The 26,649-nt window shown below is 57.3% G+C and carries 21 protein-coding genes and 8 pseudogenes; 13 read left to right on the forward strand and 16 right to left on the reverse strand.

Annotated elements, in window-relative coordinates; all coding sequences use genetic code 11:
- Positions 1–51 precede the first annotated feature (51 nt).
- Positions 52–1,974: a hybrid sensor histidine kinase/response regulator gene (locus ACA044_RS15075; RefSeq protein WP_497447057.1), complete on the forward strand. Its 1,923-nt coding sequence runs from the start codon at positions 52–54 to the stop codon at positions 1,972–1,974.
- 130 nt (positions 1,975–2,104) lie between these two features.
- On the opposite strand, the gene ACA044_RS15080 is transcribed toward ACA044_RS15075, so the two are convergent.
- A complete protein-coding gene (locus tag ACA044_RS15080; RefSeq protein WP_497447058.1) occupies positions 2,105–2,581 on the reverse strand; it encodes a PA2171 family ribosome-binding persister protein in 477 nt (158 codons plus the stop codon).
- Positions 2,582–2,806: 225 nt separating this feature from the next.
- Positions 2,807–4,153: a cation:proton antiporter gene (locus ACA044_RS15085; protein WP_497447059.1), complete on the reverse strand. Its 1,347-nt coding sequence runs from the start codon at positions 4,151–4,153 to the stop codon at positions 2,807–2,809.
- Positions 4,154–4,336: 183 nt separating this feature from the next.
- Here ACA044_RS15085 and ACA044_RS15090 point away from each other — a divergent pair.
- Positions 4,337–4,621: pseudogene (locus ACA044_RS15090) on the forward strand (CinA family protein); the annotation flags it as partial.
- A 99-nt stretch (positions 4,622–4,720) separates the two neighbouring features.
- Here ACA044_RS15090 and ACA044_RS15095 read toward each other — a convergent pair.
- The gene (locus ACA044_RS15095; RefSeq protein ID WP_497447060.1) at positions 4,721–5,578 is read right to left on the reverse strand and encodes an SDR family oxidoreductase; all 858 of its coding nucleotides are present in this window, start codon (positions 5,576–5,578) and stop codon (positions 4,721–4,723) included.
- 256 nt (positions 5,579–5,834) lie between these two features.
- Positions 5,835–6,989 carry a MalY/PatB family protein gene (locus tag ACA044_RS15100; RefSeq protein WP_497447061.1) on the reverse strand — a complete coding sequence of 385 codons (1,155 nt, stop codon included), beginning with the start codon at positions 6,987–6,989 and terminating at the stop codon, positions 5,835–5,837.
- Positions 6,990–7,357: 368 nt separating this feature from the next.
- Here ACA044_RS15100 and ACA044_RS15105 point away from each other — a divergent pair.
- The 5 genes and pseudogenes from ACA044_RS15105 to ACA044_RS15125 form a co-directional block, all read left to right on the forward strand.
- Positions 7,358–8,085, forward strand: a pseudogene (locus ACA044_RS15105) (molybdopterin-dependent oxidoreductase); the annotation flags it as partial.
- Positions 8,066–8,257: pseudogene (locus ACA044_RS15110) on the forward strand (selenocysteine-specific translation elongation factor); the annotation flags it as partial. The pseudogenes ACA044_RS15105 and ACA044_RS15110, both read left to right, overlap by 20 nt.
- Before the next feature lie 270 nt (positions 8,258–8,527).
- The gene (locus ACA044_RS15115; RefSeq protein ID WP_497447062.1) at positions 8,528–9,493 is read left to right on the forward strand and encodes a tripartite tricarboxylate transporter substrate binding protein; all 966 of its coding nucleotides are present in this window, start codon (positions 8,528–8,530) and stop codon (positions 9,491–9,493) included.
- 1 nt (position 9,494) lies between these two features.
- Positions 9,495–9,986, forward strand: coding sequence for a tripartite tricarboxylate transporter TctB family protein (locus ACA044_RS15120; protein WP_497447063.1), 492 nt, complete (start codon positions 9,495–9,497; stop codon positions 9,984–9,986).
- 24 nt (positions 9,987–10,010) lie between these two features.
- The gene (locus tag ACA044_RS15125; protein ID WP_497447064.1) at positions 10,011–11,519 is read left to right on the forward strand and encodes a tripartite tricarboxylate transporter permease; all 1,509 of its coding nucleotides are present in this window, start codon (positions 10,011–10,013) and stop codon (positions 11,517–11,519) included.
- A 366-nt stretch (positions 11,520–11,885) separates the two neighbouring features.
- Here the strand turns inward: ACA044_RS15125 and ACA044_RS15130 are convergent.
- A pseudogene (locus ACA044_RS15130) lies at positions 11,886–12,316 on the reverse strand (nuclear transport factor 2 family protein).
- A 215-nt stretch (positions 12,317–12,531) separates the two neighbouring features.
- On the opposite strand from ACA044_RS15130, the gene ACA044_RS15135 reads away from it, so the two are divergent.
- Both ACA044_RS15135 and ACA044_RS15140 read left to right on the forward strand, forming a co-directional pair.
- Positions 12,532–14,034, forward strand: coding sequence for a sensor domain-containing diguanylate cyclase (locus ACA044_RS15135; RefSeq protein WP_497447065.1), 1,503 nt, complete (start codon positions 12,532–12,534; stop codon positions 14,032–14,034).
- 122 nt (positions 14,035–14,156) lie between these two features.
- Positions 14,157–14,723 (forward strand): hypothetical protein, encoded by a 567-nt coding sequence (locus ACA044_RS15140; protein ID WP_497447066.1) that lies wholly within the window; start codon positions 14,157–14,159, stop codon positions 14,721–14,723.
- A gap of 91 nt (positions 14,724–14,814) precedes the next feature.
- Here the strand turns inward: ACA044_RS15140 and ACA044_RS15145 are convergent, their stop codons facing one another.
- Positions 14,815–15,474, reverse strand: coding sequence for an MliC family protein (locus ACA044_RS15145; protein ID WP_497447067.1), 660 nt, complete (start codon positions 15,472–15,474; stop codon positions 14,815–14,817).
- A gap of 291 nt (positions 15,475–15,765) precedes the next feature.
- Between ACA044_RS15145 and ACA044_RS15150 the strand changes: the two genes are divergently transcribed.
- On the forward strand, positions 15,766–17,166 hold the full coding sequence (locus tag ACA044_RS15150) for an XAC2610-related protein (protein ID WP_497447068.1): 1,401 nt from the start codon (positions 15,766–15,768) through the stop codon (positions 17,164–17,166).
- A gap of 18 nt (positions 17,167–17,184) precedes the next feature.
- Here ACA044_RS15150 and ACA044_RS15155 read toward each other — a convergent pair.
- Together ACA044_RS15155 and ACA044_RS15160 are read right to left on the reverse strand one after the other, a co-directional pair.
- Positions 17,185–17,286 (reverse strand): annotated as a pseudogene (locus ACA044_RS15155) (DUF7693 family protein); the annotation flags it as partial.
- Positions 17,279–17,734 (reverse strand): annotated as a pseudogene (locus tag ACA044_RS15160) (MFS transporter); the annotation flags it as partial. The pseudogenes ACA044_RS15160 and ACA044_RS15155, both read right to left, overlap by 8 nt.
- Positions 17,735–18,412: 678 nt before the next feature.
- On the opposite strand from ACA044_RS15160, the gene ACA044_RS15165 reads away from it, so the two are divergent.
- Together ACA044_RS15165 and ACA044_RS15170 are read left to right on the forward strand one after the other, a co-directional pair.
- Positions 18,413–19,036 carry a dTMP kinase gene (locus ACA044_RS15165; protein WP_497447069.1) on the forward strand — a complete coding sequence of 208 codons (624 nt, stop codon included), beginning with the start codon at positions 18,413–18,415 and terminating at the stop codon, positions 19,034–19,036.
- A gap of 310 nt (positions 19,037–19,346) precedes the next feature.
- Entirely contained in the window at positions 19,347–19,745 is a 399-nt protein-coding gene (locus ACA044_RS15170; protein WP_497447070.1) for a hypothetical protein, read from the forward strand.
- A gap of 260 nt (positions 19,746–20,005) precedes the next feature.
- Here ACA044_RS15170 and ACA044_RS15175 read toward each other — a convergent pair whose 3' ends face one another.
- From ACA044_RS15175 to ACA044_RS15190, 4 genes are all read right to left on the reverse strand, one after another.
- Complete coding sequence (locus ACA044_RS15175; protein WP_497447071.1) at positions 20,006–20,188, reverse strand: helix-turn-helix domain-containing protein; 183 nt, start codon at positions 20,186–20,188, stop codon at positions 20,006–20,008.
- On the reverse strand, positions 20,185–20,574 hold the full coding sequence (locus ACA044_RS15180; protein WP_497447072.1) for a hypothetical protein: 390 nt from the start codon (positions 20,572–20,574) through the stop codon (positions 20,185–20,187). The genes ACA044_RS15175 and ACA044_RS15180 overlap by 4 nt, the downstream gene beginning before the upstream one ends.
- Positions 20,575–20,901: 327 nt before the next feature.
- Positions 20,902–22,122, reverse strand: a complete 1,221-nt coding sequence (locus ACA044_RS15185; protein WP_497447073.1) for a type II secretion system protein GspD — start codon at positions 22,120–22,122, stop codon at positions 20,902–20,904.
- Between the two features lie 207 nt (positions 22,123–22,329).
- A complete protein-coding gene (locus tag ACA044_RS15190) occupies positions 22,330–22,731 on the reverse strand; it encodes a zonular occludens toxin domain-containing protein (RefSeq protein WP_497447074.1) in 402 nt (133 codons plus the stop codon).
- Between the two features lie 69 nt (positions 22,732–22,800).
- On the opposite strand from ACA044_RS15190, the pseudogene ACA044_RS15195 reads away from it, so the two are divergent.
- Positions 22,801–23,055, forward strand: a pseudogene (locus ACA044_RS15195) (ATP-binding cassette domain-containing protein); the annotation flags it as partial.
- On the opposite strand, the pseudogene ACA044_RS15200 reads toward ACA044_RS15195, so the two are convergent.
- The 4 genes and pseudogenes from ACA044_RS15200 to ACA044_RS15215 all read right to left on the reverse strand — a co-directional run.
- Positions 23,018–23,695, reverse strand: a pseudogene (locus tag ACA044_RS15200) (IS630 family transposase); the annotation flags it as partial. The pseudogenes ACA044_RS15195 and ACA044_RS15200 overlap by 38 nt on opposite strands.
- Positions 23,696–23,933: 238 nt before the next feature.
- Positions 23,934–24,809 (reverse strand): DUF6282 family protein, encoded by an 876-nt coding sequence (locus ACA044_RS15205; protein WP_497447075.1) that lies wholly within the window; start codon positions 24,807–24,809, stop codon positions 23,934–23,936.
- Positions 24,806–25,582, reverse strand: a complete 777-nt coding sequence (locus ACA044_RS15210) for an alpha/beta fold hydrolase (RefSeq protein WP_497447076.1) — start codon at positions 25,580–25,582, stop codon at positions 24,806–24,808. Before ACA044_RS15210 ends, ACA044_RS15205 begins: the two co-directional genes overlap by 4 nt.
- Before the next feature lie 36 nt (positions 25,583–25,618).
- Positions 25,619–26,593: an NAD(P)H-dependent flavin oxidoreductase gene (locus ACA044_RS15215; RefSeq protein WP_497447077.1), complete on the reverse strand. Its 975-nt coding sequence runs from the start codon at positions 26,591–26,593 to the stop codon at positions 25,619–25,621.
- Between the last annotated feature and the right edge of the window lie 56 nt (positions 26,594–26,649).

The following is a 26,649-nucleotide window of genomic DNA, read 5'->3' on the forward strand; positions in this document are numbered from 1 at the left end:
GCGTGCGGTTTGTCGCATATTCCAGAAGAACGACAATAAGGACAGGGATCCATGAGCGATGACCGGACCAAGGACAATGCCATTGAAGAGATGCGCTTTCGTCTGCTGATTGATGCGGTGGTCGACTACGCGATCTACATGATTGACCCCGACGGCATCATCACCAGTTGGAACTCTGGCGCCAAGCGTTTCAAAGGGTATGAGGAGGCAGAAATTCTCGGCCAGCATTTCTCGCGGTTCTATACCGAAGAGGATCGCAAGGCCGGTCTGCCCCGGCGAGCCCTTGACACCGCCATTCGCGAAGGGCGTTTCGAGGGCGAAGGCTGGCGGGTTCGCAAGGATGGCACGCATTTCTGGTCCCACGTCATCATCGACCCCATTATGGATCCATCGGGAAACTTGCTGGGTTTTGCCAAGATCACCCGGGATTTGACCGACCGCAAAATGGCCGAAGAAACCCTCAAACAAAGCGAGCAGCAGTTTCGGCTGTTGGTGCAAAGCGTCACCGACTATGCCATTTACATGCTCGCCCCGGATGGATGCCTGACCAACTGGAATCTGGGGGCTCAGCGGATCAAGGGCTACCGGCCCGAAGAAGTCATCGGCCAACATTTCTCGATGTTTTACACCCCCGAAGATCGTGAAGCCGGTGAACCCCAGCGTGCGCTGGAGATCGCTACACGCGAGGGGCGATTCGAAAACAAGGCCTGGCGTGTGCGCAAGGACGGTACGCGGTTTCTGGCACATGTCGTGGTCGACCCGATTTGGGGAGAAACCGGCACGTTGCTGGGATTTGCCAAGATCACCCGGGACATCACCGAAGTAACACAAGCCCAGCAGGCCCTTGAGAAAACCCGCGAAGCGTTGTTTCAAGCGCAGAAAATACAGGCCATCGGCCAGCTCAGCGGGGGGATTGCCCACGACTTCAATAATCTGCTGACCGTTATCCTCGGCAATCTGGAAATCATTCGCAAACGTGCGGCGGACGACCCAAGAATTACCCGCTTGCTCGACAACGCCACTCAAGGTGCCTTGCGAGGCGTCTCCCTGACCCAACGCATGCTGGCATTTGCCAGGCGTCAGGAGCTAAAGACCGAATCGGTCGAAATACCAACGCTGGTGCAGGGGATTGCCGGATTGTTACGCAGTGCCCTTGGGCCTTCGGTGAGCATAGAAACCCGCTTTGCGCCCGAACTCGAACCTGTCATGGCCGACGTCAATCAGCTCGAGCTTGCGGTACTGAATCTGGCAACCAACGCCCGCGACGCAATGCCCAACGGCGGAAAACTCGTCATCAGCGCCCACACAGAGGAGGTCCAGGATCAGACGAGGTTATCCCTGGCGTCAGGCCGTTATGTCTGCCTGAGTGTCACGGATACGGGGGAGGGCATGGATGACGCTACCCTGGCATCGGCAATGGACCCTTTCTTCACCACAAAAGGCGTCGGCAAAGGCACTGGGCTGGGGTTGTCGATGGTCCATGGGTTTATTGAGCAACTGGGTGGGCGCTTCATTCTGAAAAGCCGTAAGGATGCCGGTACCACGGCCGAGCTCTGGATACCCGTCGCAGTCGCCGGCTCGACCACCGAAATCGCTATCGAGGAGATGGCTGTGTCGCGGGTGCCTCGTCTGTGTGTGTTGGTCGTGGACGACGACAGCCTGGTATTGACCAGCACCAGCCTGTTGCTCGAGGACCTCGGCCATCGGGTGATCAGTGCGGCGTCCGGTGCGCAGGCGCTGGAGCTGTTCGACAGCGAGCGCGGCATTGACCTGGTGATTACGGATATGGTCATGCCCAAAATGAGTGGTGCGCAACTGGCGCAGGCTATCCGAGCCATAAAACCACACCTGCCAATCATCCTCGCCACCGGTTACGCCGAGCGTCTGGAAGGCTTTGAGGCCAGACTCCCGCGTCTGTCCAAGCCCTTTACCCAACTCAATCTGGTGGAGATCATTGCCCTGGCGATGAAGTGACAGTCGCCCAAATCGGACATGTAGGAGCCAGGCTTGCCGGCGAAGGCGTCCTTATGAGCGCTTTCGCCGGCAAGCCTGGCTCCTACGAAAAGCGGTTTGCTCGCTTAACTGACTGGCATTAACCCCCCCATCAAGCAGCGAGGTTGGGCGCACCCAACTCTTTTTTGTATCGGGCTTTCAGGCTTTCCATTTCTGCACCCAACTCGTCGAGCGTCGCTTTGCCCAGCAGCTTTTTGGCCTGAGGAAACATTTCCTTTTCCTCTTCTTCAATGTGATGTTCCAGCAGCTCCTTGAGCACTTTCACTCGGCCGGAAAATTCGAGGGTAGCGGGATCGGTGGTTTTCAGGTCAGGAAGCACCAGCGTATCGACGGTGCGATGTTCTTCCTTGGCTTCGTAATACATCACGCCCTGTTCCTTGCCTCCGGCCTTTTTATACGCCGGATACAAGACTTCTTCTTCCAGTCGGGTATGGATCGATATCTCCATTTCCAGCTTGGCAAGCAGCTCGGTGCGCTTTTTCGCACCACGTTCGGTAGATTCACTCAACTGGGCCAGGATGCCTTTTACGCGTTCATGGTCGGTTTTCAACAGGTCAATGGCGTTCATGGTCGAACCTCTTGTTTAGTCACGGATCAGGCTCAAACGGTCTTCCTGCCGTTGTCGCTCACACTGCTGGAGCATTTCTCGTGCCTGTTTCAAGGTTCAAGAAAAATCAATTAAAAACAGCCGGTTACTATTGGTATGAGGCAGCGCTCATCGTGCAGCTTGCATGAATCTGGGTGGCTGCTCAGTGCAGGTTGAGCGAAGGAATGGCTTCGCCGAGGGGGCAGGTCAGACGTCTTGCCGATTGCGCTGCTCATAACGGGCAAGCATCGGTTGAGTACTGACGCCATGCGCCAGAATGCTGAGCGCCACCACCGACAACGTCAGGTCGGTGCACAGCGTTGCCGCCGACGGAGCGAGGTCATGGTTCAAGGCATAGAACAGGTAATAAAAGCTGCCGATGCCGCGAATCCCGAACCAACCGATCAACAGCCGCTGCCGGCCATCCAGCAAGCGTCCCCACGGCATGAGGCATACACTCAAGGGACGAATGGCACAGAACAGCACCAGTGCAATCACCAACGCTCGCCAGTCCCAGTGCCCCACCAGCACTACGCCTAGCAGGGTTACCAGAAACACTTCCATGGCGCGTTCCACCAGGCTACCGAAGGCGAGCATGTCGCCCATCATGATGCCGGCCGCCACTTGGGTTTCCTGCAGATTCGCCACGTCGCCGTGAACAGCGGCCTCAGGTTCGACGTTCTGGTGACCGACCACCGGTTGCACCAGTTGCTCGGCAGGCATTGGCGCATCTCCGGTGGATTTGACTTCGGCCTGCCGCAACCCGAGGCCGGCGGCGAATACCGACAGAAAGCCATAGCCATGAATCTCCTCGGCCACGACGTAAGCCAGCGCGATCAGGGCCAGGGTCAGATAGTCATTGGGGGAGACGGTGCTGTCGGCATTCCTGATACGCATCAATAAGGTCAACCGACCGATGCCATGGCCCATCCAGTAACCGGTGAGCAAACCGACAGGCACAGCCCACAGCACACTTTTCAATGCCCACTCACCGAGCCAGGCGTCGGTCCCGCCGCTCTGTTGCACAAACAACAAGCCGAGAATCACGAAGGGGAAGGCGATGCCATCGTTGAGGCCCGCCTCGCCGGAGAGCCCGAAGCGCACCGAATCGTAATCCCTGGCGTCGTTGACCTGCACCAGCGAGGCCAGTACCGGATCGGTGGGTGCCAGAATCGCCCCGATCAGCAGAGACGGCCCCCAGGCCAGGGCAAAACCATAATGCAGCAGCAGGCAGACGCCAATGATGGTCAAGACCATCACCGGTCCTGCCAGGCCGAACGCCACCCGCCATTGTCGATCCTTGAGGGGCAGGCGCAATTTGAGTCCGCAGACAAACAGTGAAAAGAGCACCGCGACTTCCGTCAGGTGCTCCATCCAGAACGCCGCGTCCTTGATGTCCAGTTTCAGCAAGCCCAGGCCTGCCGGACCGATTGCCACGCCCAATACCAGACACACCGCCGACGTGGTCACCGGCATCCAGCGCAGATAAGACGAGGTCAGTGCCAGGGTCAACAGCACCGCACCCAGCACCGCCATCCATACGATGAAACTCATACCCGGTTCTCGGAGGTGTGCCAGATAGCGAGCGGCCCGGCATAGGAGCCCCTGAAAGTATTGAGGTGCATCCATGGCCAGGGGTTCATTTTTTATCGGGTGCGCCGAGGGCGGTCTGCCGGAGGGAATGTTTGCAAGCGGCGAAGGTCAACCGAGCAGTTCCCCTTGCCTGGATGCCTTGTCATGAATGTCAGCCAAAGCGTCGTCGAATATTTGCGGCAGCACGACTTGCGACTGACGACTGCCGAGTCCTGTACCGCCGGAAAGATTGTGACCTTGCTGGCCGAAGTGCCGGGCAGTGGAGACCTGATCGAGAGCGGCTACGTGGTTTATTCCCCCGAAGCGAAGCAACGGTTGCTCAAGGTCAGCCCCGATACGATCAAAACCTTCAACCTGACCAGTTGCGAAGTCGCTCGCGAAATGGCCTTGGGGGCATTGCTCGATAGCCCCGCCAACCCATCCGCCGCGGTGTTTGAGCAAAAACCGTGCATTCAGGATTTACGACTGCTGCGCAGCCTCGCAGGCTCGGCAGCTGCTACAGACCGCACGCAGGCCACGCCAGCTGCATCAGAGCATCGGCTTGCCGCCCGTAACGCCATACCGTTGCCCGGTGATGTAACTGGCTTCATCCGAGGCCAGCAGCACATAGATCGGTGCGACTTCCCCCGGCTGACCGGGACGGCCGAGCGGGGTTTGCGCCCTGAAGTTTTGCACGTCTTCCTCGGGCATGGTCGAGACGATCAGCGGCGTCCAGATCGGCCCCGGCGCCACGCTGTTCACCCGAATGTTCTTCGGCCCAAGCAACTGCGCCAGGCCGGCGGTAAAGTTGGCAATCGCGCCCTTGGTGGTCGCGTAGGCCAGCAATGTCGGCTTGGGCATGTCGGAGTTGATCGAAGTGGTGTTGATGATCGAACTACCGGGCTTCATGTGCTTCAACGCGGCCTGACACAGCCTGAACATGGCCGTGACGTTCACATCGAAGGTCATCACCCATTCTTCGTCCGGGATGTCCTCGAGGTTTTCGTGGGTCATCTGGAACGCGGCGTTGTTGACCAGAATATCGATCCGGCCAAAGCGTTCGACCGTCTTGTCCACCAGCGCCTGACAGTGCGCTTTGTGCGCTAGATCGCCGGGCAGCAGCAGGCATTGACGACCGGCCTGTTCGATCCAGCGCGCAGTTTCCTGTGCATCTTCAGTTTCATTCAGGTAGGCAACCACGACATCCGCGCCTTCCCGGGCGAAAGCAATCGCCACCGCACGGCCGATGCCGCTGTCGGCTCCGGTGATCAGGGCAATCTTGCCCTCCAGCCGCCCCGAACCTTTGTAGCTCTGCTCGCCACAATCAGGGTAAGGGTCCATTTTCGTTTGGGACCCGGGGACTGGCTGGCTTTGTTTCAGGAAGGGTGGTTTTGGATAGTCAGTCATCGGGAAATTTCCTCTGTTCAAAAGCAAAAGACCCAAACGCCACGAGCGCTCGTTGAGGGTTGACCCCGGTCTTTTGCCTTGAGTTAGGTTGGATTTCCGCTGGCTACTAAAACTTTCAAATCGCCTGAATCCCTTGTGGGAGCGGGCTTGCCCGCGATGGCGGAGTGTCAGGCGACATCAATTTTCCTGACGGATCGCCATCGCGGGCAAGCCCGCTCCCACAGGGTATGTGTTGTGTCATTGAGTCTGTGTGGAATCAGGCCTGACGATTCCGCAAACTACGCTCCATCCGTGCGATCCCTTCCTCCAGCAGCGCCCGTGGGCAGCCGAAGTTCAAGCGCACGAATTGCCGGGCGTTATCGCCGAAATCCAGCCCGGCGCTCAGCCCGACCTTGGCCTGTTCAAGGAAGAATTGCTGCGGGTTGTCCAGCCCCAGCGCCGTGCAATCGAGCCACGCCAGATAAGTGCCCTGGGGTACGTTCATGGTCACACCCGGCAACCGCGTGCGAACCGCCTCCACCAGATAATCCCGATTGCTTTGCAGGTAGGCCATGAGCTCGGTCAGCCATGGGCCGCCTTCGCTGTAGGCGACGCGGGTGGCTTCCAGGCCCAGCGGGTTGACGCTGTCGACCATGCCGCAGCGGGCGCTGTTGACCCGATGGCGTAGCGCCGGGTCCTGAATGATCATGAACGAAGTCTTCAAGCCAGCGATGTTGTAGGCCTTGCTCGCCGACATCAGGGTGATGGTGCGCTGGGCGATCTGCGGGCTGAGCGAGGCAGTCGGAATGTGTACGCGGCCGTCGAAGCACAGCTCGGCGTGGATCTCGTCGGAGATGATCCAGGCGTCCTGCTCCAGGCAAATGTCGGCGACCGCTTGCAGTTCTTCCCGGGGGAAGACTTTGCCCAACGGGTTATGCGGGTTGCTCAGTAGCAACGCGCCGCCCCCTTGCAGGGCCTGGCGCAAGGCATCGAGTGGCGTGGCATACGTACCATCGGCCAACGCGTCGAAGTCCAGCTCGACCTTGTTCAACTGCCAGTGGCCCGGCGCATGGCGCAGCGGCGGGTAGTTCGGCGTCTGCACGACCACGCTCTGCTGCGGCTGAACCAGCGCATGCAGGGCCATGTTGAACCCCGACTCGATACCCGGCAGGAAGACCAGCTCCTGGGGTTGCACGCGCCAGGCGTACTTGTTCCACAGGTCGGCGACGATGGCGTCACGCAAGTCATCCTGAGCCACGCTGTAACCGAGCATCGGGTGTTCCAGGCGTTTTTGCAGCGCCTGAATGATCGCTGGTGGCGCGGCGAAGTCCATGTCGGCCACCCACATCGGCAACACGTCGGCCGGGTAGCGGCTCCATTTGGTACTGCCGGTGCCATGGCGGTCGAACACCTGATCAAAATCGAATGTCATGCTCAGTCTCATAAAGGCAGGGGTTAATCCGGCGGCCATGATAAGCGCCAACCTCTGTGGAAGCGACCTGTGGCGAGGGGGCTTGCCCCCGTTGGGGTGCGAAGCGCCCCCGGCATTTCAAAGTTAAACCGCATGTACAGGTTTACGACTGCTTCGCAGCCGTACGGGGGCAAGCCCCCTCGCCACAGGTCGCTCCCACATTAATGGTGTGTCCGACTGGCTTGCGGCATTACCCGACGGTCGGTTTTTCCACAACACAAAACAGCATTGTCTACAGTTTAAAGTGGCGGTAGTTCCGTTGCCGTCACCGTGATCGTCCAGAAAAATCCGGCCAACGCACCGGGTTTCCACCTGATCAGGAGTGCACGATGGACCTCAACCGTCGTCAGTTCTTCAAGGTCGCTGGTCTCGGCCTTGCGGGCTCAAGCCTCGGCGCGCTGGGCATGGCCCCGACGCCAGCCTTCGCCGAACAAGTGCGTCATTTTCAAGCTCGCCCATACCCATGAAACCCGCAACACCTGCCCGTACTGCTCGGTCGGTTGCGGCTTGATCATGTACAGCCAGGGTGACAACGCAAAGAATGTCGCCCAGAGCATCGATCCACATCGAAGGCGATGCCGACCACTCGGTCAATCGCGGCACCCTCTGCCCCAAAGGCGCAGGCCTGCTCGATTTCATTCACAGCCCCAGCCGTCTTCAATACCCGCAGGTGCGCAAGCCCGGCACCACCGAGTGGACGCGGATCTCCTGGGATGAAGCGCTGGATCGCATCGCCGACCTGATGAAGGCCGACCGCGACGCCAACTTCATCGAGAAGAACACCCAAGGGCAAACGGTGAACCGCTGGCTGACCACCGGTTTCCTCGCGGCATCGGCGTCTTCCAACGAAGCCGGTTACATCACCCACAAGGTGATTCGCAGTCTGGGCATGCTGGGGTTCGATAACCAGGCACGTGTCTGACATGGCCCGACGGTGGCAAGTCTTGCCCCGACGTATGGCCGTGGTGCCATGACCAACCACTGGACCGATATCGCCAACGCGAATCTGGTTCTGGTGATGGGGGGCAATGCCGCCGAAGCGCACCCTTGGCGGTGGCCGGGTACTTGACCCGTTCGCCCCGGCCCGACACCGCCGCAGCCCCGAACGATTGGCACAGCTACAGACGCTGGCCACCACGAACAGCCTGGAAGAGGCACTGCCGGCGCTGCTGGCCAACAGCGACACCGGGCTCGATCCGCAACGTCTGGAGCGCCAGTTCAACCGTCCGCCATTTCGTAGAACACGTAATCCCTGTGGGAGCGGGCGTGCTCGCGAAGACGGCGGCACAGTCAACATTGATGTCGCCTGATACACCGCTTTCGCGAGCAAGCCCGCTCCCACAGGTTCCGCGTCTCAACTGACTGGCATTAGGCAGCCCCCCATTGAAAGCACGCCAACAATCACAACTATGACCTACGCTTATTCCCAGACGCATGCTCAACCAACAGGGACTCCTCCCTGATCGAAAACAACAAGAACAGTTATCCGGAGACGACTCATGTTTGCATTGGCCCGTCGATTCAGCAGCAACCTCGCCGTTTTCATTACCGCCGCCGCGCTCGCATCACCGGTTTTTGCGCTGGACACCGTCAAGTTCATGGCCCCGGGTTCGGTCGGTGGTGGTTATGACCAGACCGCACGCGTCCTGGGCAAAGCCATGGTCGAGGCCAAAACGGCAAAAGCCGTCACCTTCGAGAACAAGGGTGGCGCCGGTGGCACCCTGGGGTTGGCGCAATTTGCCAACGGCACCAAGGGCGACGCCAATGCCCTGATCGTGGTCGGCGCGATCATGGTCGCGGCCATCGAGCAGAACAAACCGCAAATCACCTTGAAGGACGTGACACCGATCACCCGGCTGTTTACCGAATACAACGTGATTGCCGTGCGTGACGACTCCCCGTACAAAACCCTGGACGACTTGCTCAAAGACTTCAAAGCCAACCCGTCCAGCATCAAATGGGGCGGTGGCTCCAAGGGGTCAATCGACCACATTGGCATCGCCGAACTGGCGAGCAAAATGGACGTCCCCGTCAACAAGGTGAATTACGTTGCCTTCGCAGGTGGCGGCGAAGTCGTCGCCGCGGTGCTAGGCGGCCACATCACGGTGATCACCGGCGGCTACGCCGAACTTGCCAAATACGTCCAGTCCAAGCAGTTCCGCTTACTCGCCATCGGTGCGCCCAACCGTGTTGAAGGTATCGATGCGCCGACCCTCAAAGAAAGCGGCTATGACGTGACGATCGGCAATTGGCGTGGCGTTTACGGCGCAGCGGGCCTGACGCCTGAACAGCGCAAAGAACTGACGGAAGCCGTCCTGACCGCTACCAAAAGCACTGTCTGGCAAGAAAACGTAAAAACCAATGCTTGGTCACCGAGCATTCTGACCGGGGATGACTTCGGCAAATTCGTCGAAGAAGAACATGGGCGCCTGCGCGCGATGCTGGTCAAGGTCGGGCTGCTTTGAGATGGCCGGGCGCTGGAGAGTCATGCCGGCCCAACTGGCGATTGGCGTCAGTATTGTCGTCATCAGCGCGGTATTGGCTTTCGGCGCCTCGCGGTTTCCTGCCGAGATGGGGTTCGTCATCATGCCGGCCTACATCTACCCCTACGCCGTCGCGGCATTTCTGGGCGTCGTCGGTCTGTTGATGTGCTATCAGGCGCTCACCGGTGGTTTTCGCAACCTACCCGACGACCACGAGACCACCCTGGCTCAGCCCGGCGGCAAGCTCGGCGCAACCTGGGTCACGGCGGGGCTGGTGGGCGTTGCCTTGCTCATTACCTACATCGGCTTCGTATTGGCCGCTGCACTGCTGTTTGCCAGTTCTGCACGGGGCTTTGGCAGTCGCAGCCCGGTGCGGGACCTGGCCATCGGCATCGCCCTGACCTTGCCGATTTACTGGCTTTTCACCGCCGGGCTAGGGGTTTCCCTTCCGCCCTTGATCAACGCCTGGATCTGATCCGGGCCGAAGGAGGTCGACAAGGTGGACATTCTCGCGAGTCTGGCAACCGGCTTCGGTGCCGCGTTGGCACCAATCAATCTGATGTGGGGTTTTATTGGCTGCCTGCTGGGCACCGCGATCGGTGTTTTGCCGGGAATCGGACCGGCGCTGACCGTCGCCTTGCTGCTGCCAATTACCGCCAAGGTCGATCCTACCGGGGCGCTGATCATGTTCGCCGGTATCTATTACGGCGCTCAGTTTGGCGGCTCCACCACCTCGATCCTGCTCAATACCCCGGGGGAGTCGTCCTCCATGGTCACGGCCCTGGAAGGCAACCTCATGGCCCGCAACGGACGGGCAGGCCCGGCTTTGGCGACGGCCGCGATAGGTTCATTTGTGGCCGGCACCATTGCGACGATTTTGCTGACGCTGTTCGCCCCCCTCGTTGCCACGCTGGCGCTGAAGTTCGGGCCGGCGGAGTATTTCGCGATCCTGGTGCTGGCCTTCACCACGGTGTCGGCGGTGCTCGGTGCGTCGATGCTGCGCGGCTTCGTTTCGTTGGGGATCGGACTGACCATCGGCTTGATCGGCCTGGACTCGACCTCCGGCATTGCCCGCTACACCCTGGCGGTGCCCGAGTTGGTCGATGGCATCGAAGTGGTGCTCGTCGCGGTGGGGTTGTTTGCCGTCGGTGAGGCCTTGTACGGCGTGCTCTACCAAAAGGAAGAAACGGCCGGCCGACATCGTTTGACCTCGTTGTGGATGACCCGCGCTGACTGGAAACGATCGATCCCCGCGTGGCTAAGGGGAACCCTGATTGGTTTCCCCTTTGGCTCCATTCCGGCCGGCGGCGCGGAGATTCCGACGTTCCTGTCCTATTCGACCGAACGCAAACTCAGCAAGTACCCGCAAGAGTTCGCCGCCAGCAAAGGCGAGGGCGCCATCGAGGGCGTCGCCGGGCCGGAGGCAGCCAACAACGCGAGCGCTACCGGTTCACTGGTTCCGTTACTGACGCTGGGCATACCGACTTCCGCCACGGCGGCGATTCTGTTGGCCGCGTTCCAGAACTACAACCTGCAACCGGGGCCGCTGCTGTTCCAGACCTCGGGCGAACTGGTCTGGACGCTGGTGGCCTCTTTGTACATCGGCAACGCCATTCTGCTGGTGCTGAATCTTCCGTTGGTGGGGCTGTGGGTCAAACTCTTGCAGATTCCCCGGCCATACCTGAACGCCGGCATTCTGGTGTTTGCCACCATCGGCGTATACGGCATGCGCCACTCATCCTTCGACTTGTTTCTGATGCTGGGCATCGGCTGGGCGGGGGTATTGATGCGGCGTTTCGATTTCCCCGTCGCCCCGGTGATCGTCGGCATGCTGTTGGGGCCGATGGCGGAAAAACAACTGCGCAATGCCTTGTCCATCAGCCAGGGCGACTGGATGATATTTGTGACGCAACCGATTGCGGCGTCGGTCCTGGTGCTGACGCTGTTGGTGCTGCTGGTTCCGTACCTGCTGCATAAACGCGGTATCAAGTTGCATGAGGACGACTGAGTGCTGATCGTTCCCACGCGAGCGTAGGAACGATCAACTTAGCAGCGGGAGGAGGGGTTCAAGGCCACCATTTAGCGGTGTAGCGACAGACGCCTTCGCGAGCAAGCCCGCTCCCACACTGGATCTTCAGTGTTCACAAATAATGTGCTCACAGAAAATCCAGTGTGGGAGCGGGCTTGCTCGCGAAGAGGCCGGCACATCCTGCATTGCAATCGCCTGACACTCCCTCATCTTGCACACAACCCTTGTGGCGAGGGGGCTTGCCCCCGTTCGACTGCGTAGCAGTCGTAAACCCTTTACATGCGGTTTAACTTTGAAATGCCGGGGCTGCTGCGCACCCCAACGGGGGCAAGCCCCCTCGCCACGTCAGAAGCGGAACGCTTGTCGTCCTACCAGTAGCCATTTGCCTTTCTGTTTCTGCCAGATCTGGAAGTTCCGATTTCCGTGGGGACGAGCTCAGTCCCCTTGATGGCTTGCGCCGAAAAGTGATGGCGGACCAACGCTACATCACCCGAGACAGTGATTTTCTGGTTCTGCATCTCCAGCGTCTTGAAAGCGCTTTTGCCGGTTTCGATGTCGGCGATGAAGTCTTTCTTGTCCTGGATTTTGCCGCTGGAATGGCCGTAGGTGAGGTTTTCAGCGGTGAGCGCATTCAGCTGCGCAATGTTTTTGTTCAGCATGGCTTGAGTCAGATGGTCTACCGCTGCGGCAACATCCTTCTCTCCCGATGCAGGGGCTGCCGCTACATAGCCACTGAAGATGCACAAAAAACCGATCAACAGTTTCATTTTTTTCATGGGTATTTCCTTGTTGTTATGAGTACAGGGACGACAGATGTACTGCGCACACTCATCTGTCATCGTACAACTTAGCAGGTTTTTATTTAAGGATGCACTCCGACGTAAGGCACATTCGGCAGATTTGACTTTTGCATGCATCAACAGTCCTGTTCGAAAGCCCTCTATAATGCGCAAGCCTTTAACGCACCCGTATTCAACTGCCCGGTATTTCCTTGAAACGCGATCTTCGACTTGCCACTTTGCTGATTTTTCTGGTGTGTGTATCCGTGGCGCTACTGACGGCCTGGCAGATATGGACAGCCCGACAGAACACTTTGAGTGATATCAAAACCGACACATTGAATCTGACCCATGCACTCAACACGTATACCGAGGGCACGTTCAAGCAAAGTGAAGTGCTACTGCTGGGCCTGACTGAAAGGATCGAGAAAGACGGCAGCGGCCCGGAGCAGCTCGAACGGCTGAGCAAGGTGATCGCACAGGAGATGGGGGCACTCCCGCAATTGAATAGCGTGGTGCTGTATGACGCTCAGGGGGACTGGCTATTCTCGACCAACACACCGTTTTCAGCCAATAACAACAACGCCGATCGTGCGTTCTTCCAGCATCATCGCGACAGTCCGGATCGCGGCATATTTATCGGCCCGGCGATTCTCAGCCGGACCACTTGTGCCTGGGTGATTTCGGTCAGTCGACGGATCGATCACCCCGATGGAAGTTTTGCCGGGGTGATCGCCGCGACCATCAGCCTTGAACACTTTCTCAAACTGTATCGAAGCATTCACGTGGGGCAATTTGGCGCGATCAGCCTGACCTCAGCCGAAGGGCGCCTGCTGGTGCGCTATCCCTTTCAGGTGGACGACATCGGTCGAGATCTGTCTCGCGCGCCAATATTTGCCGAGTACTTGCGCAACACTTCATCAGGCACCGTGGACTTTGCTTCGAAAGTCGATGGCATTCATCGCCTCTATGCGTTCAAGAGAAGCGACCAATATCCCTTCGTGACGACGGTAGCGGTGGGGCAGGCCGAGGCGACGCAAGCGTGGTTGAGTCAGACAAAACAATCTGTCGCGGTAGTGTTATTGCTACTGGGACTCTTGGTCGCGTTGGGGCGCAGGTTGATTTCCCACATCAGCCGACGGATTCGGGCAGAGAACACATTGCTCGCCACCCAAACCGCGTTGATCGAGCTTAACCAGACACTGGAAGTTCTCGCCAGCGAGGACAAACTCACCGGCCTCGCCAACCGCCGCCATTTCGATCAGTTTCTGGATATCGAATTCAAACGCGCCAAGCGAATGGGAAGCCCTCTGTCACTGATCTTGATCGATGTGGATTTCTTCAAACGCTACAACGATCACTACGGGCATCTCGCCGGAGACGAATGCCTGCGCATTATCTGCCAGACGATCAAGCACTGCGTACGTCGCCCAAGTGACATGACTGCTCGCTATGGCGGAGAAGAAATCGCCGTTGTGATGCCCAATACGGACGAATCAGGAGCGCGCACGGTTGCCGAGGCGATCCTGTCGGGTATCGCTGCCGAGCGACTTGCGCACCTGTCGAGTCCGTTCGGTATTGTGACCGTCAGCCTGGGGGTGGCGACGTGTATTGCCAACGACAGCGACCCTGATGAAAAGGCGCTGATCGATCGTGCAGACCGCGCACTTTACGCGGCAAAGTCGCAGGGTAGAAATCGCTTGAGTATCGCGTGATCAATACGCTGGTTTGAGTCTGGACATCTGGGCAAATCAGAAGCCAGTGCTATGCTCATCGCAACCGGTTGAATCCGGACGTGTGGTACCTCAGGGAAGATCAATCGAGGGAGGGAACCCAGATGCCATTGGATTCAGGCAAGCAAAAACAGCTCGCAGAACACTACGGTCCTTATCCTGGGCCCGATGCCGAACTTTTCGAGCTCGGCGAGTTAATCTCGTCGTTTCTGAGTGAGAACGGGGTGACCGAGGAGGGGGTCATTGCGGTGGCACTCTCGACCTTACCCTACTATTACTTGAGCTTTTCTCCCGGCTTGCACCGAGACGTGAAGGGCAAGATCGGTGAGCGACTTCGCGACCGCGGCAAGGCGTTGAAAGAAGCGACTGGCAAGACGTTTATACTCCGTGTCGACGTGCCTGGCGGTGGCGAGGTTCATCCAGACATTATCCGGCAAGCCAATCAACATAACCCGGGCTGCGCGGAGAAAAAGATCATTACCGCCCTGGAGCGTTATGGAGAACAGATGAAAGCTTTCGCTCTCGTTGCTCATCCGGCGCAAAACTACCTGAACAAGACATCCTCGTCACATGTGGTATTCGGAGGCGTATCACAAACCTATATCGGTCCTTGCGACAGTTGCCTTCTGGTCGGAAACATCCACAAGGCCACGCTTGGGCATTCCGAGTAGGGCCGCTGCCATTGGAGAAGGGGACGGCTAGCGATCGACAACGTCCCAGTGGCTTATAACGACTGCGCATCTCGTTCTTGCGCCAGAGCAATCAGCCGACCGGCTCGGCGGTACAACTCATTGCCCCTGAGCCTGGCTGCTGGAAAAGGATCTCGTTGCCGTTTTGCCAGAAGCTGTAGTTCCCCTGGTAATCCTTGCCAGTGTATTGGGTTCCCGAATCATTCTGCACCTGGCTCAGGGTGATCGAGGTGTTCGCCCATTTCAGGTACACGACACCCGGCTGCGTGCTGAAGAAGGTGGCGGCAATCAGCGTGTTAAAGCCTGTACAACGAAAAGCCAGGGGGCCTTCGGTGAGCCTGTCTGGATCCTTGGTTCTCACAATTGCCGAGCCTTGGCGCAGCTGGTGCGCACGCTCGGCATAACTTCGGATCGTGCACGCCTTGGGCTGCGGGTCGGAGGCACACTGATTGCGGGCCTCGATCCAGAACTTCTGGTCGATCATGACTTTGTCTGGACGCGGTACTGAATGGTCATCCGTGAGCGCCAGGCGATAAAGACGTGTCAGTTCGATATCCATCTGCGCCAGTTGCGGATCGCGACAGATAAGCTTTTCAACGGATGCCCTTGCCTCGGCGCAGTCAAAGCTGGTCTGGAAGATTGGCGAAGGGCGCGCAGCATTTGCACAGGTGCTCGCCGCCGCGCACACGCTGGCAGCGAGCAGACAGGTGAAAAGGGCCGTGACCGTTTTCATGTTGGCTTCACCCAGATCATTACGTGGTGCCCGGATTGCCGTGGGACCTATCGATCCGTTGAACAGTCATTCGTTCGCATTGGGTGTATCGCAGTGTAAGTCAGTGCTCAAAACTTGCCAAAAAAAGCCGTCACCCTGTGGGAGCGGGCTTGCTCGCGAAGACGGTAGCACAGTCAACATTGATGTCGCCTGACACACCGCTTTCGCGAGCAAGCCCGCTCCCACAGGTTCCACTCCTTAACTGGCTTTGCAGTTACACTGCGGCCCCGAATTTCAGCAAGGAAGCGTTGGATGCGTTCGCTCGTCAGTGGTGTGCTCCTCTCTATGGCCCTGGCGGCCCCCGTCGTTGCCGAACCACGGTCGTTTGCGGTCAATGACCCCAGCGGCAAATACCTGGTGGAGGTGCTGTTCCCGGAGCCGCCGGAAGATCCACACCAACTGGCGCAAGCGTTCATCACTCTGCGCGACAAAACCACCCTCGAAACCCTGCAGCAATTGCAGACCCCGGCCGGCAATGTACCTGTGGATCGCAACGGCAAAGTCGACGCCTGGCTGCTTGGCCCCTCCGGCTTGTTGTACTTCGCCGACTTCAACTTCGATGGCCATCAGGATCTGGCGATTCGTAACGGCACCGATCCCGAAGCGCAGTACAAGTCGAATTTCGACGTCTATCTGCAAGATCCGCAGAAAACCCAATGGATCCTCAACCCTGCCTTAACGGATCTGGCGAAGGAGAGCAGTATCGGGATGTTCTCGGTCAGCCCGCTGGACGGCATTCTGCTTTCGCAAACTGACCGCGACTACTGGACTCGCTCCACTCAATGGAAAATGCGTGGCGACGAGTTGGTCCGGCTGCACTCATATACCCAAGAGGAAATCCAGCCGACCGAGTTTGGCGAAAATTCCAGCATGCCTCGCGGCTACATGCTACGCACTATCGGCGATTGGAAAGACGGCCAGTGGCGCGAACAACCGAGCCTGGAAGGCCCGGTCAACGAAGATCCACAGATGCTCGCCGGTACTCTCAACGCAAAGATCCCGGTAGAAATCTGGTACCAGGAACAGGGGGCAGTCATCATTGGTGAGGTGCACTACACCAAGGGTGGCAACGGTGAACCGATCAAACTGGTGGGTTCTCGGGAAGACTACGGCGACGACAATTTCGTCAACCTTCACGAATATTCAGACGATGGTCGTCAAACGGGTATCTGGCGGATCACCCGGGAAAAAGTCGAACCCTACAATTACACCGGCACGTGGGTCAGCGGCGCCAAGGGGGACGGCCGCGAATTGGCGATCCTGCTGTACAACAAAGAGCGTGAACCGGACTACGACAAACTCGACGACGTCGACCGTGACCAACGCAGCGGCCATTACCAGATGCGCCAGGACTTTCTGGGGCGCGACGGAGATCTGGACTTGAAAATCCTGCCTGATCGCAATGCTCAGGGGCAAGAAGTGGCGGAGCTCACCGTGACATTGAAAGACGTCGAAACCTCGAAAGACATCGTGAGCGAGCATCACATCGTGCCGATGGAAACTGAAAACCTGATCATCGTGCGTGAGCCGCAAGCGTCGAAGAAAAATGGCCCGTATCACATACAACTGGTGAAAAACTTCGCGGTCATCAACTACAACTCCGCGCCGGATTCCCAGGACATGTTGACGGGGATGTACCTGAAACAGCCTTGAGGGAGGGCGCTCAAGCTGCTCACGCTCCCACCCACTCAAAAGCTCCACAGGATCCGTGCCATAGCGTTGCCAGTCTTCAACAGTCCCGCTCGCGACCGGTAATGAGTCACTCTCAGTCAGTCTCCATACCCGTTGTAGTGCTTAAGTTGGAAGCGCCCAGGAAGTAAAACAATCCACCCGCAATAATGAAGAGCGTGAGCATGTAGAAAATGTAATGGGGAGGCTGGGTCGCCAGTACGACTCCGCAAAGCACCGGGCCTAGTGCCGCCCCGAGGTTGGACATGTTTTGCGCTCCGTAATACATGCCACGCAGATTGTCCGGAGCGATTTTGTCGATGAACATGTACTCGGCGGGGAATACGATGATTTCGCCGACCGTGAAAATGGCCATGGAGATCACCCAGAGCAGAATAGAGGTCGACAGGGCAAAACCCGCCGACCCCATAATGAACATACTCAGTCCCGTCGCCAGCCACAGATTAAGATGTCTGTGAGAGATCTTCCTGCCTATGGAGTATTGCAAGCTGATCACCATCAGCGCGTTGATCGCCACAACGGTACTGATGACCTCCGCTGAAACCCAGTATTAGCCGATTTGGCTAAAGAGCCGTCAGGCGCTTCCTAAGGTCAGTGCATTGTTGGAGGTACTTGCGCCAATTTGAAGCCGTCTGGCGGCCAACCGAGTAGTTCCGTGAAGGCGTGATGCGTTGTGATGACCTTGCCTTCTGTTTCGCGGCAGCCCGTTCAATCATCCCATGGCAAGGTATGTGAGGCATTGAGATTTGCAGTGCGCCCGCAACTGATCGCATTTCGCATGTCTCCCAGCCGGCTTACAGACAGGCTTGAGTGAGGTTCCGAGTTACTGCCAGTAAACGATTTGAGAATCGGCCTTGGTCTCGGCCGCGATCGTCGCTTCGGGTGATGTTAAGTAGCTGCCGAGGAAGGTAGGGTGCGTATGCTGTTGATTTCTGGGGAGTCTGGTGATTAGCGGCAAAGTCCGGTTTTTAGGTACCGGTGACACTTGGGCGGAAGTTCCGCTCTGACACATCATTTCACTTATGGGCGATGACCGATGTTCATAAGCAGCTGTAACCCTGGATTTTGAGACCCGTCAGCCAGAAACCGGGTTAGAGTGTTCATCAATGTCTGTTCATAAGGGCCCTCCACTCGATTCGCGTAGTCGCGCCAAGCGGTTGCAGCGAACGAACCGGGCAAAAAAAACCGTATATCAATCGTTGTTTGAAGAATGAATCGTCCGCTGTTTGTTTCTCTAGATGGGCCCAAGGGAACCGGCAAAACCACACTGTTGGAGGCCGTTACAAAAGTACTGAGGGCAGACAACAAAAAGGTGATCCGACTTTGCGAGAAAAAAAGCGATCCCTATAGGGGGGAAACAATGGCCCTCGTTAACAAGCTCATCAGAAATCCCACCCGGGATTTGGAGCTGGGGGTTTGTGAGCGCTTTGCTGATAGCCGTACCTGGATTTCCCAGCACGTGCTGGCTAAACAGCCACCAGGCAGCATCATCTTGATCGATCGCTGGTACCCGTCTGATGCCGCGTTTCGCCGGCTAGTCCCGTTTGCAGAGATTCTACAGTTGAACATTGATCGAAACGTGCGAGTGCCAGACCTGCATGTCGGGGTTGTCACCGCCGCTGATATTTCATGGGCGAGGGCAGCGGCACGACGGCGTGGGCTGAGCAGTACTGTGATCCATAAGCTGGAAGAACATGTTGCTTGTACCCAGGCGTTCGAGCGAGCGATTGCAGATCACGGCTGGGTTTTATGCCGTAATGAAGGAACGATCGAAGACGCAACGATGCAGGTGATTTCTGAGATCTATAGAGTCCTTCGATGCCCCGTAGGCTAAGTTCGCTGCGCCGGCCTTGATGCGGTTGAGATAGCCGTAGATATAGATCGTTAGCAGGATCGAAGGGGTGATTTGTCGCCGCAGCGGTAGCCGGCTGATGCTTTGATCTGGGTGCCTGTCATCGAACTCTGAGCCGAAGCTGCCTACATGATCAGACAGTTCGAGCGTCGATTGCTGGAGATATACCAAGAGGAAAGCGGTGCTTTTTGATTGGTTAACCACAGAGGAGTCTTTCTCCACAGTGGCAGCTGCACTATCGCCTCACGCAACCGTTAGCTACGGAGCGGTAATAAATGGACGCTTAGCTCCTATGGGCATGACCTTCATAATTTCGTTACTTCCCGACGCTACCTTCGCTGACAAATGGAAAGATAGCGTACCGTACCCTCTGATAATCGATGCAGACTTAAGGCTCTACGATGAGGCGTGGGAGGCCATCGGTGCTATGTCGGCAGCTTGCGCAGAATCAGGACGCGAGATGAATGCCAAAGAGCTTGAGTTTGTAACCAACATGATCGAGCGATGCAGACGCAGCATGGAGTGCATAGCGACGAAGCTAGAAGGTTCTGCAGATGATGTACTTATCGACGTGGCAAGTTCTCTCAGTCGTGGATTCAGTCGCTTCCAAAAAGAATTAGAAAGAGAGCGAAACAGTGGCGTCCGATTTGGCAGCCAGCCTGCGTGGGACGATGTCAGATCTGACGTATGAAATTCTAGGAATTCGTTTAGCGCTTATGGAGCGTGCTGCATTTCAATTGGATAACATTGATGTTCAACGCATTCGTTAGGGGCGGTGGTGAGTGCAGGCGGAGTTTTTGTAAAAGTTCCGTCCTGACACATCATTTAACATAATATACATTATGCGAAGCAAAGGGTTCTCCTTGTGGGGCTCTGCTTGATGCTTTTCACCTGGTGACCAGGCGGGTCAGACCGAATTTCTCGCATGCGAGAAAAACACTGTGACGAACATTACGATGGCCGCTGTGCTTCTGCCGCTGCATCGATACGGATTTTCGCGCGTGCAACAACGGCCATCGCTTCGGCAATGTAAGCCGCGTCACCGGTGTCGTAAGCATCAGCCCAAAAGACAGCCACGGCTTCTGAATCAACCAGCGAGTCCGCAGGATCATAATCGTGAATTGGCTCTGTCATTTGGTCACCTCGGGAGACATTCGCTCAAGTCGCCATGCTTCCTGAAACATGGCTTTTAACGCTATCTGATGCTGTTTGGTGAAGCTGGAGGTTCCTTTGCGCAGATAGGGATTTCGCCAATGCTCGTTGCGTAACAACTGATGGTATGAAACCTCCTGAGCGGTGATCGTGGGCCGATCCGTACCATAAATGAAGCCCGTTTTGAGTCCGAGGTTGTAACTGTTGGAAATGATCCAAGATGAGTCTGTAATCGCCTCGACCGCTTCTGCCAAGGCGGCACAGGCTTCAAAGAACTGGGGAGCTGAGAGCCCCGAAGCAGCAATTGACTGAACAGCTTCAGCCCTAATCAAGGTGGCCAACGCCTTCTGCTTATCAGATCCCTGCATATTCACACTTTTATATTCCACATTATTATAACTAAACTAAATAGTCCTTTGGTTTAGTTACATGCTGATATGCCTGGCTTAATCAACTACATCAATGATGCTGAGGAAATATATGCAACTCGACGTCGCAGCCTCGTCCTCGCGCTGACGCGCTGCGGGCGTGTCAGCTCCTTACGAGCCCTAACTGATAGCTTAATTACGGATTGCTTTCAAGGAACTGACGCGCTGCGCTTGTCGGGTCGAGCAAAACAGCGCAGCAAGCCGCCCTGCCCTGCACGACCAAAATGTAACACCGATGGTAAAGACTGATTTTTCGCAAATGGAAAATCACATCTTCATCATCTGGATAACCAGCAAGATTTCAGACTTGCTCGACTCAGTAATTTTGGATCGAAAAATCGACGGTAAAAAAGACAAGCCAGTTTGCGTTTCTGAGGTCTTTTCCTCAGTCAGCCCGCCCAAAATGACAACTTCAGAACTGCGCATTTGCACGTTCGTGGTCAATTGCCGCTTGGTAAAAGTCGGACTTCCATTAACGCCGGTTGTGGTCTGAACGAAGTTAGAAAGCTGCTGATCCACGGTCAATTCAACCACCGCTTCACGCACTTGGGGAGTGATGGTGAAAATCACGCCGGAGTTGCGATACTCGACTGACTGGACAGCTTGGCCAGCACCTTGCGGATACGACAACGCTCCAAGCACCGGGACTTCTGCACCGACGTTAATCGTTGCTTCTTTGCCGGAGCGAACACGCAAGCTCGGCTGACTGACCACCTTGAAACGCGAATCGGACGACAAGGCGGACAGGACAGCATTGAAATCGCCAGTGCTGATGCTGACGGAGTTATCTAGCGGGTTTCCCGCCAAATTAATCGACACCTTGCCCTTGAGCAACGACGCAGCCAGCGAGAAAGCTGACCCGTCGCGATCGCCGGTCTGAACCTCATAAACCGCACTACGCAACATAACTTCGCCCATCTCAACATCGACCTGAGGCAGCAGCGACCGCAGGTTAGAAATCTCAGATTTGGTGCCGACAAAAACGAGCTGGTCGGCATCGCGGCTTAGCAAACTAGCAGCAGAACCACGCGGAGCAGATCCGCTCATAGGAGTTTGTCCAGGGACAGAAATCCCCCGATCAACGCTGAACTTACCTTGGAACAAAGGCGCGAGCGTTTCGGACAAATAGGCCACGTCGCGGTACTTAGGTCGGTACAGGAAATATTCACCTGGAGGCGGTGCCGGCTCTTTCTTCAGCATCACGTGATCGACGCCATTGCGCTGGATTACCGAGTAGCCAAAAGCGTCAAGAAGGCGGATGAAATCGGTACGCACCTGAGTCGCTGAACCCTGCACACGCAACGAGACAGGCCGACCATCCTCGAGGACTTCAGGCGCAAGGATGTACGGCTTGCGAAACGCATCTGCGTAGAAAATTTGAGCCACCTGCCCTATCGGCAAACCCGTCAAATCAAACTGATACGGCGCCTGTTTATCGGCGGCCATCACGGAAAATGACAACAGGCACAGCAACAGGAACCGGATCATGGATTTTTACCTGGGAGAGGAACGGAAGACGTGGCCGGAGGCTTGCCACCGCTAAAAGTGCTGACGCGCTGGCCGTCGAGTTGACCAGTCATGACGCGCCCTGAATTCTGGAAGTTGCTCGGATGCTCATAACGAATCACGCCGTCAGTGTTCACCAAGACAACTTGGCGAAGACCATCAACAACAATTTCCCCAGCAATACGCCATTCAGTCGAAAGCGCCGGAGAAGCAGTAGGAGTAGCCCCACGACTGAAAAAAATGCAGGACACCCCAGATCGATCCAGTACCGCCGAAAACGATCATGAACAGAAACAACCAGACCTTCGGATTTTTTAGGATGTTCTGCCGATCATCTACCTGGACTTCCTTGCCATGACCGCCCGAATACGAGGAATAGAGCGGGAAAATTTCCGGGTCGTACTTCTTGTTCATCACGTCGACGCGGGCTTTTGCCGTCTGTTTCCAGCCTTCCCACATCTCTACCCGGTAGATTTTGTTCAAACCCAGCGACTTGATTTTTGTGGTACGAAACGACAGCTCGACCACCGTTTTTAAGATGCGGTGAAGGTCGGAAATGTCCTGAACCATCAGTACCAAATCACAGGTCACACCGGTTTCAGCGTGGGCTACCCTCGACCGTATCTGCAAGCAACGTGAAACCATGAAAAGAGGTGACGTATGAGCATCATCCGTTTTGTAGATGTCGACGTCATCTTTTCCGCGCGTCCGAAGCCCGCCCTGGATTTGCTCGACGAAGGCTTTTCGCGCCCAGATATTCTCCAGAAGACCGGTTTGATCGTGGGTGTGGAGAAAGCAAACCTGGAATTCAACAAAGGTGAGATCTGCGTGCTCATGGGCCTTTCCGGCTCTGGCAAATCCAGCCTGCTGCGCTGCATCAATGGCCTGAACACCGTGAGTCGCGGCAAGTTGTACGGGCTCGCTGTATCTTGTTCAAAATATCTTCCCATTTGGCGTTCCAGACGTAGTGAGTCGGCTGCGCATTTCGCAGTGCCAGGAACGTGGTGATCGAGCTTTCCAGTTCGCGAACCGAACTGAAACTGCCATCACGCAGGTACGCCGTGATATCGCGAAAGAAGCGTTCAATCATGTTTATCCACGAACTGGAGGCCGGGGGCGAAATGCATGTGGAAGCGTTTGTGCTTCTCAAGCATCGCCTTCACTTTGAGATGCTTGTGCGAGGCGTAGTTGTCGACGATCAAATGCAGCTGAAGATGCTTGGGCGTTTCGCGATTTATCTTCTTGAGAAACTCCAGCCATTCCTGATGCCGGTGTTGGCGCTTGATGGAACTGATCAAGCGTCCCTGAAGATAATCCAGCGCAGTGAACAAGGTGACGGTGCCATGACGGACATAATTGTGCGATTGCGTGCGGATATGCCCGATTCCCAAGGCAGTCCTGGCTGGGTGCGCTCAAGGGCCTGAACTTGGCTTTTTTCATCGCAACAGAGCACCAATGCCTTATCCGGTGGATCCAGATACAGCCCAATGACGTCCCAAAATTTCTCTTCGAAGTCTGGATCGTTGGTCAGTTTGAAGGAGCGTGTCAGGTGCGGCAACAATCAGGAACCAGCCCTCGATCGAACTGCACGTCGCCTGAACCAAGTCGGTGTATACCAAATTCTTGAGCCGGTGAATGATGGCGGTTTTGGTCGATGCCAATTTTGGCTGACTGGCAGAGTCCGCCAAGATCGGCACCACTATAAAAGCAGCCACCCCAGGGCCTGGGCGAGAGCCTGACCCTGACCCTGATCAGGTTTTCAGCATGACTTCAACAATCCCCCTCCCCGACCATCAATGACTGAGCATCTCCAACGGGCAGCCACGGGTGATCGACTCAACTCGCTCGGCACTCAGCTCAAACTCCTTGAACCATTGCCCGCTCATCTCCAACCACGGACGAATGTCTGGCTGGCTGGTCTGGCCCAGGTCCGAGCTGTAGATCACACGGGGTACATCGCGCAGCACTTTGCAAAAGTCTTCCTTGCTCTGATAGCCGAGCAGGTAGGTCAATGCAGTCTGCTCGATGTACAGCGAAGGCAGGCTGCCCAAGTCCAGAAGGTCTTGCGCGTTCAGGCCAGTCAGTGGGTTTGCGGGCTGGTTGAGCATCAAGCGTGGCACTTGCAGTCTATCGGCCGCTTCCACCAGGCGCAGAACCTCTTCGCGGTTGGCGTGCCCGGTGGAGATCACCACCGGGTAGTCACGGCTCATGCGCAGCAGGTCCAGAGTGGCGAGGTTCAGCTGACCGCGGCTGTCGCTGACGGTCAGCGGTTTGATCGGTCGCTCAGTCAGGATTGAGTGACTGAGTGAGCGGGCCAGCCGACTGGTATGCGAACGTCCGGTCACCGTGGGCAGGTGCACGACAAAACGCAGGTCGACGGTACCGTGTTGGCACAGTGAACGTTCGACCACCCGCCAATCAAGGCCGCCGGCGATTTCATTGAGCACGATAGAACCGGACACCGGCAGTCCTTGTTCGCGGGCCTCCCAGGCTTGGGCGGCGGTACAGCCCAGGTGATTTTTGAGCACCACCCAACCGTCCAGCGCCTGGTAATGGTGACCGGCCTGCAGCGCGCTATGGCGACGCAAATAAGCATCAGGGCCGGCGTGGTAGTGAACATCAATAAAGCGTGCACGGGTGGCCGGGGTGGCGGTGGTCGAAGCACTCATGCATGAGCTTCCAGATCGATTCCCAGATGTGCTCGCATACTGGCGCGCACTCGCGCGAGGTCATCGAGCAGCGGGCGCATCCCGGCACCGGGAACGCTTACGGCCAGGTGTTGCGCGGAGTTCTTGAAGCTGACATTGCTGGCCCTGACCAACTGCGACTCCGCGCCGAAGATGCTCAACAGGCGCCCCGGCCAGGCCGCCACTTGAGACTCCACGTTGAGCTCGCTCAACAAACGAAAGCCTTGATCCAGACGTCGCCCGGCTTGTTCGTCGACGCTCGCCGGCGCATCGGGTTGACGCACCGGCGGCTTCACATGAGCCGGCAGCACCCATTGATCGAGCAGCATCAGCGCGGTGTCGACATCACCGGCGCTGGCCAGCTCGGCCATCGTCCCCAGTCGGCGATCCAGGACTTTGTCGGCCTTGGTCGGTGAAGAGATCAATAACGCCCGGGCCACTTGCTGGCCCACGGTGGTGGCAAGCAATCCCTGAACCACTGCCCCGCCCAGCGCCGAACCGGCGATCAGGGCAATTGGCCCAAGCGGCTCGATCACCGCGGCCCAGCGCTGGGTGAAGCTGACAAAAACCTCGTGGTCTTCGGCCAGTAACGAGAGCGTGTCAAAGATGATGACCCGATAGCCTTTGTCGACCAGCGACTCGGTCAATGGAGCGAAAAACTGTCCCTGGTCCCAGGCGGGCATGACCGGCGACATCACCACAACCAGTTCCGGGCCCAGGCCAAACTGCACATGTACGGGGGCATTGCTGTTCATATCGATTCCTTTCCAGAAGAACACGCGCTGATCGCGTCAATCAAACAGTTTGCGAGCACCACGCAGGGCCTGTTCCGCACCGCGCAACGTCTGCTCGACGATGGTGGCAGCGGGCAAGACATCGTTGATCAGGTCGGCAACTTCACCCGCCCAGATCGCGCGAACGTCGGTGTTGTCTTCGCGCAGCGCCTGGGCGTAGTCCTCGCCGACACTGGCCGGGGCCTTCACCAGTTCGTGCTCGAAACCCAGCCAGCGGGCAGTGAAGTCATTGGCCAGCGCTCGACCGCTGTACTGCTCTGGCCACTCGATACCCCGCACCAGGTCAAACGCGCGCGTGCGCACGGTATCGCCAGCGATGGCCCGGACCAGGCGTTGCTTGAGTTTGTTGGACGGCAGCGCCTCTTCACTGGCCAGAAACCGCGTGCCCATCATCACCCCATCGGCGCCCAACAACAGAGCAGCGGCCAGACCCCGGCCATCGGCAATACCGCCGGCGGCGATCAGTACCACGTCGTCGCCCACCGCATCGCGCACGGCCGGGATCAATGGAAACGACGCCCGCCGCAGACTGTGCCCGCCGGCTTCGGCGCCTTGCACGATCAGCGCATCGGCACCAGCCTCCAGGGCCGCCAGCGCCTGATCGACGTCATGCACCTGAACGATGGCCAGCGCCCCGCTCTGCTTGATCGGAGCGATAAAAGGCCGGGCATCGCCAAACGACAAGGCGACCACGCTGGGCCGATAAGACAGGGCCAGCTCCAGCAGTTCGAAGCGCTTGGCCACGGTGAACATCACCAGGCCAACGCCCCAAGGTTCCTTGACGTCTTTCATCAGCTCCAGTTCGGTTTTCATCCAGTCCGGATCGCCATAGCTGGCGCCCACCAGACCGAGCCCGCCGGCCCGTGAAACCGCAGCGGCCAGTCGTCCGCCGGCAGCACCGCCCATGGGCGCCAGGACCACCGGGTTGGCGGTTTTAAGCAGTCGAGTCAGTGCAGAGTCGAAATTGCTCACGGTGTATCTCCTTGATGTACCGATAAAAGAATTCGCCGAGCGGCAAGCCCGCGACG

It is taken from the genome of Pseudomonas sp. LBUM1673 (assembly GCF_059695645.1).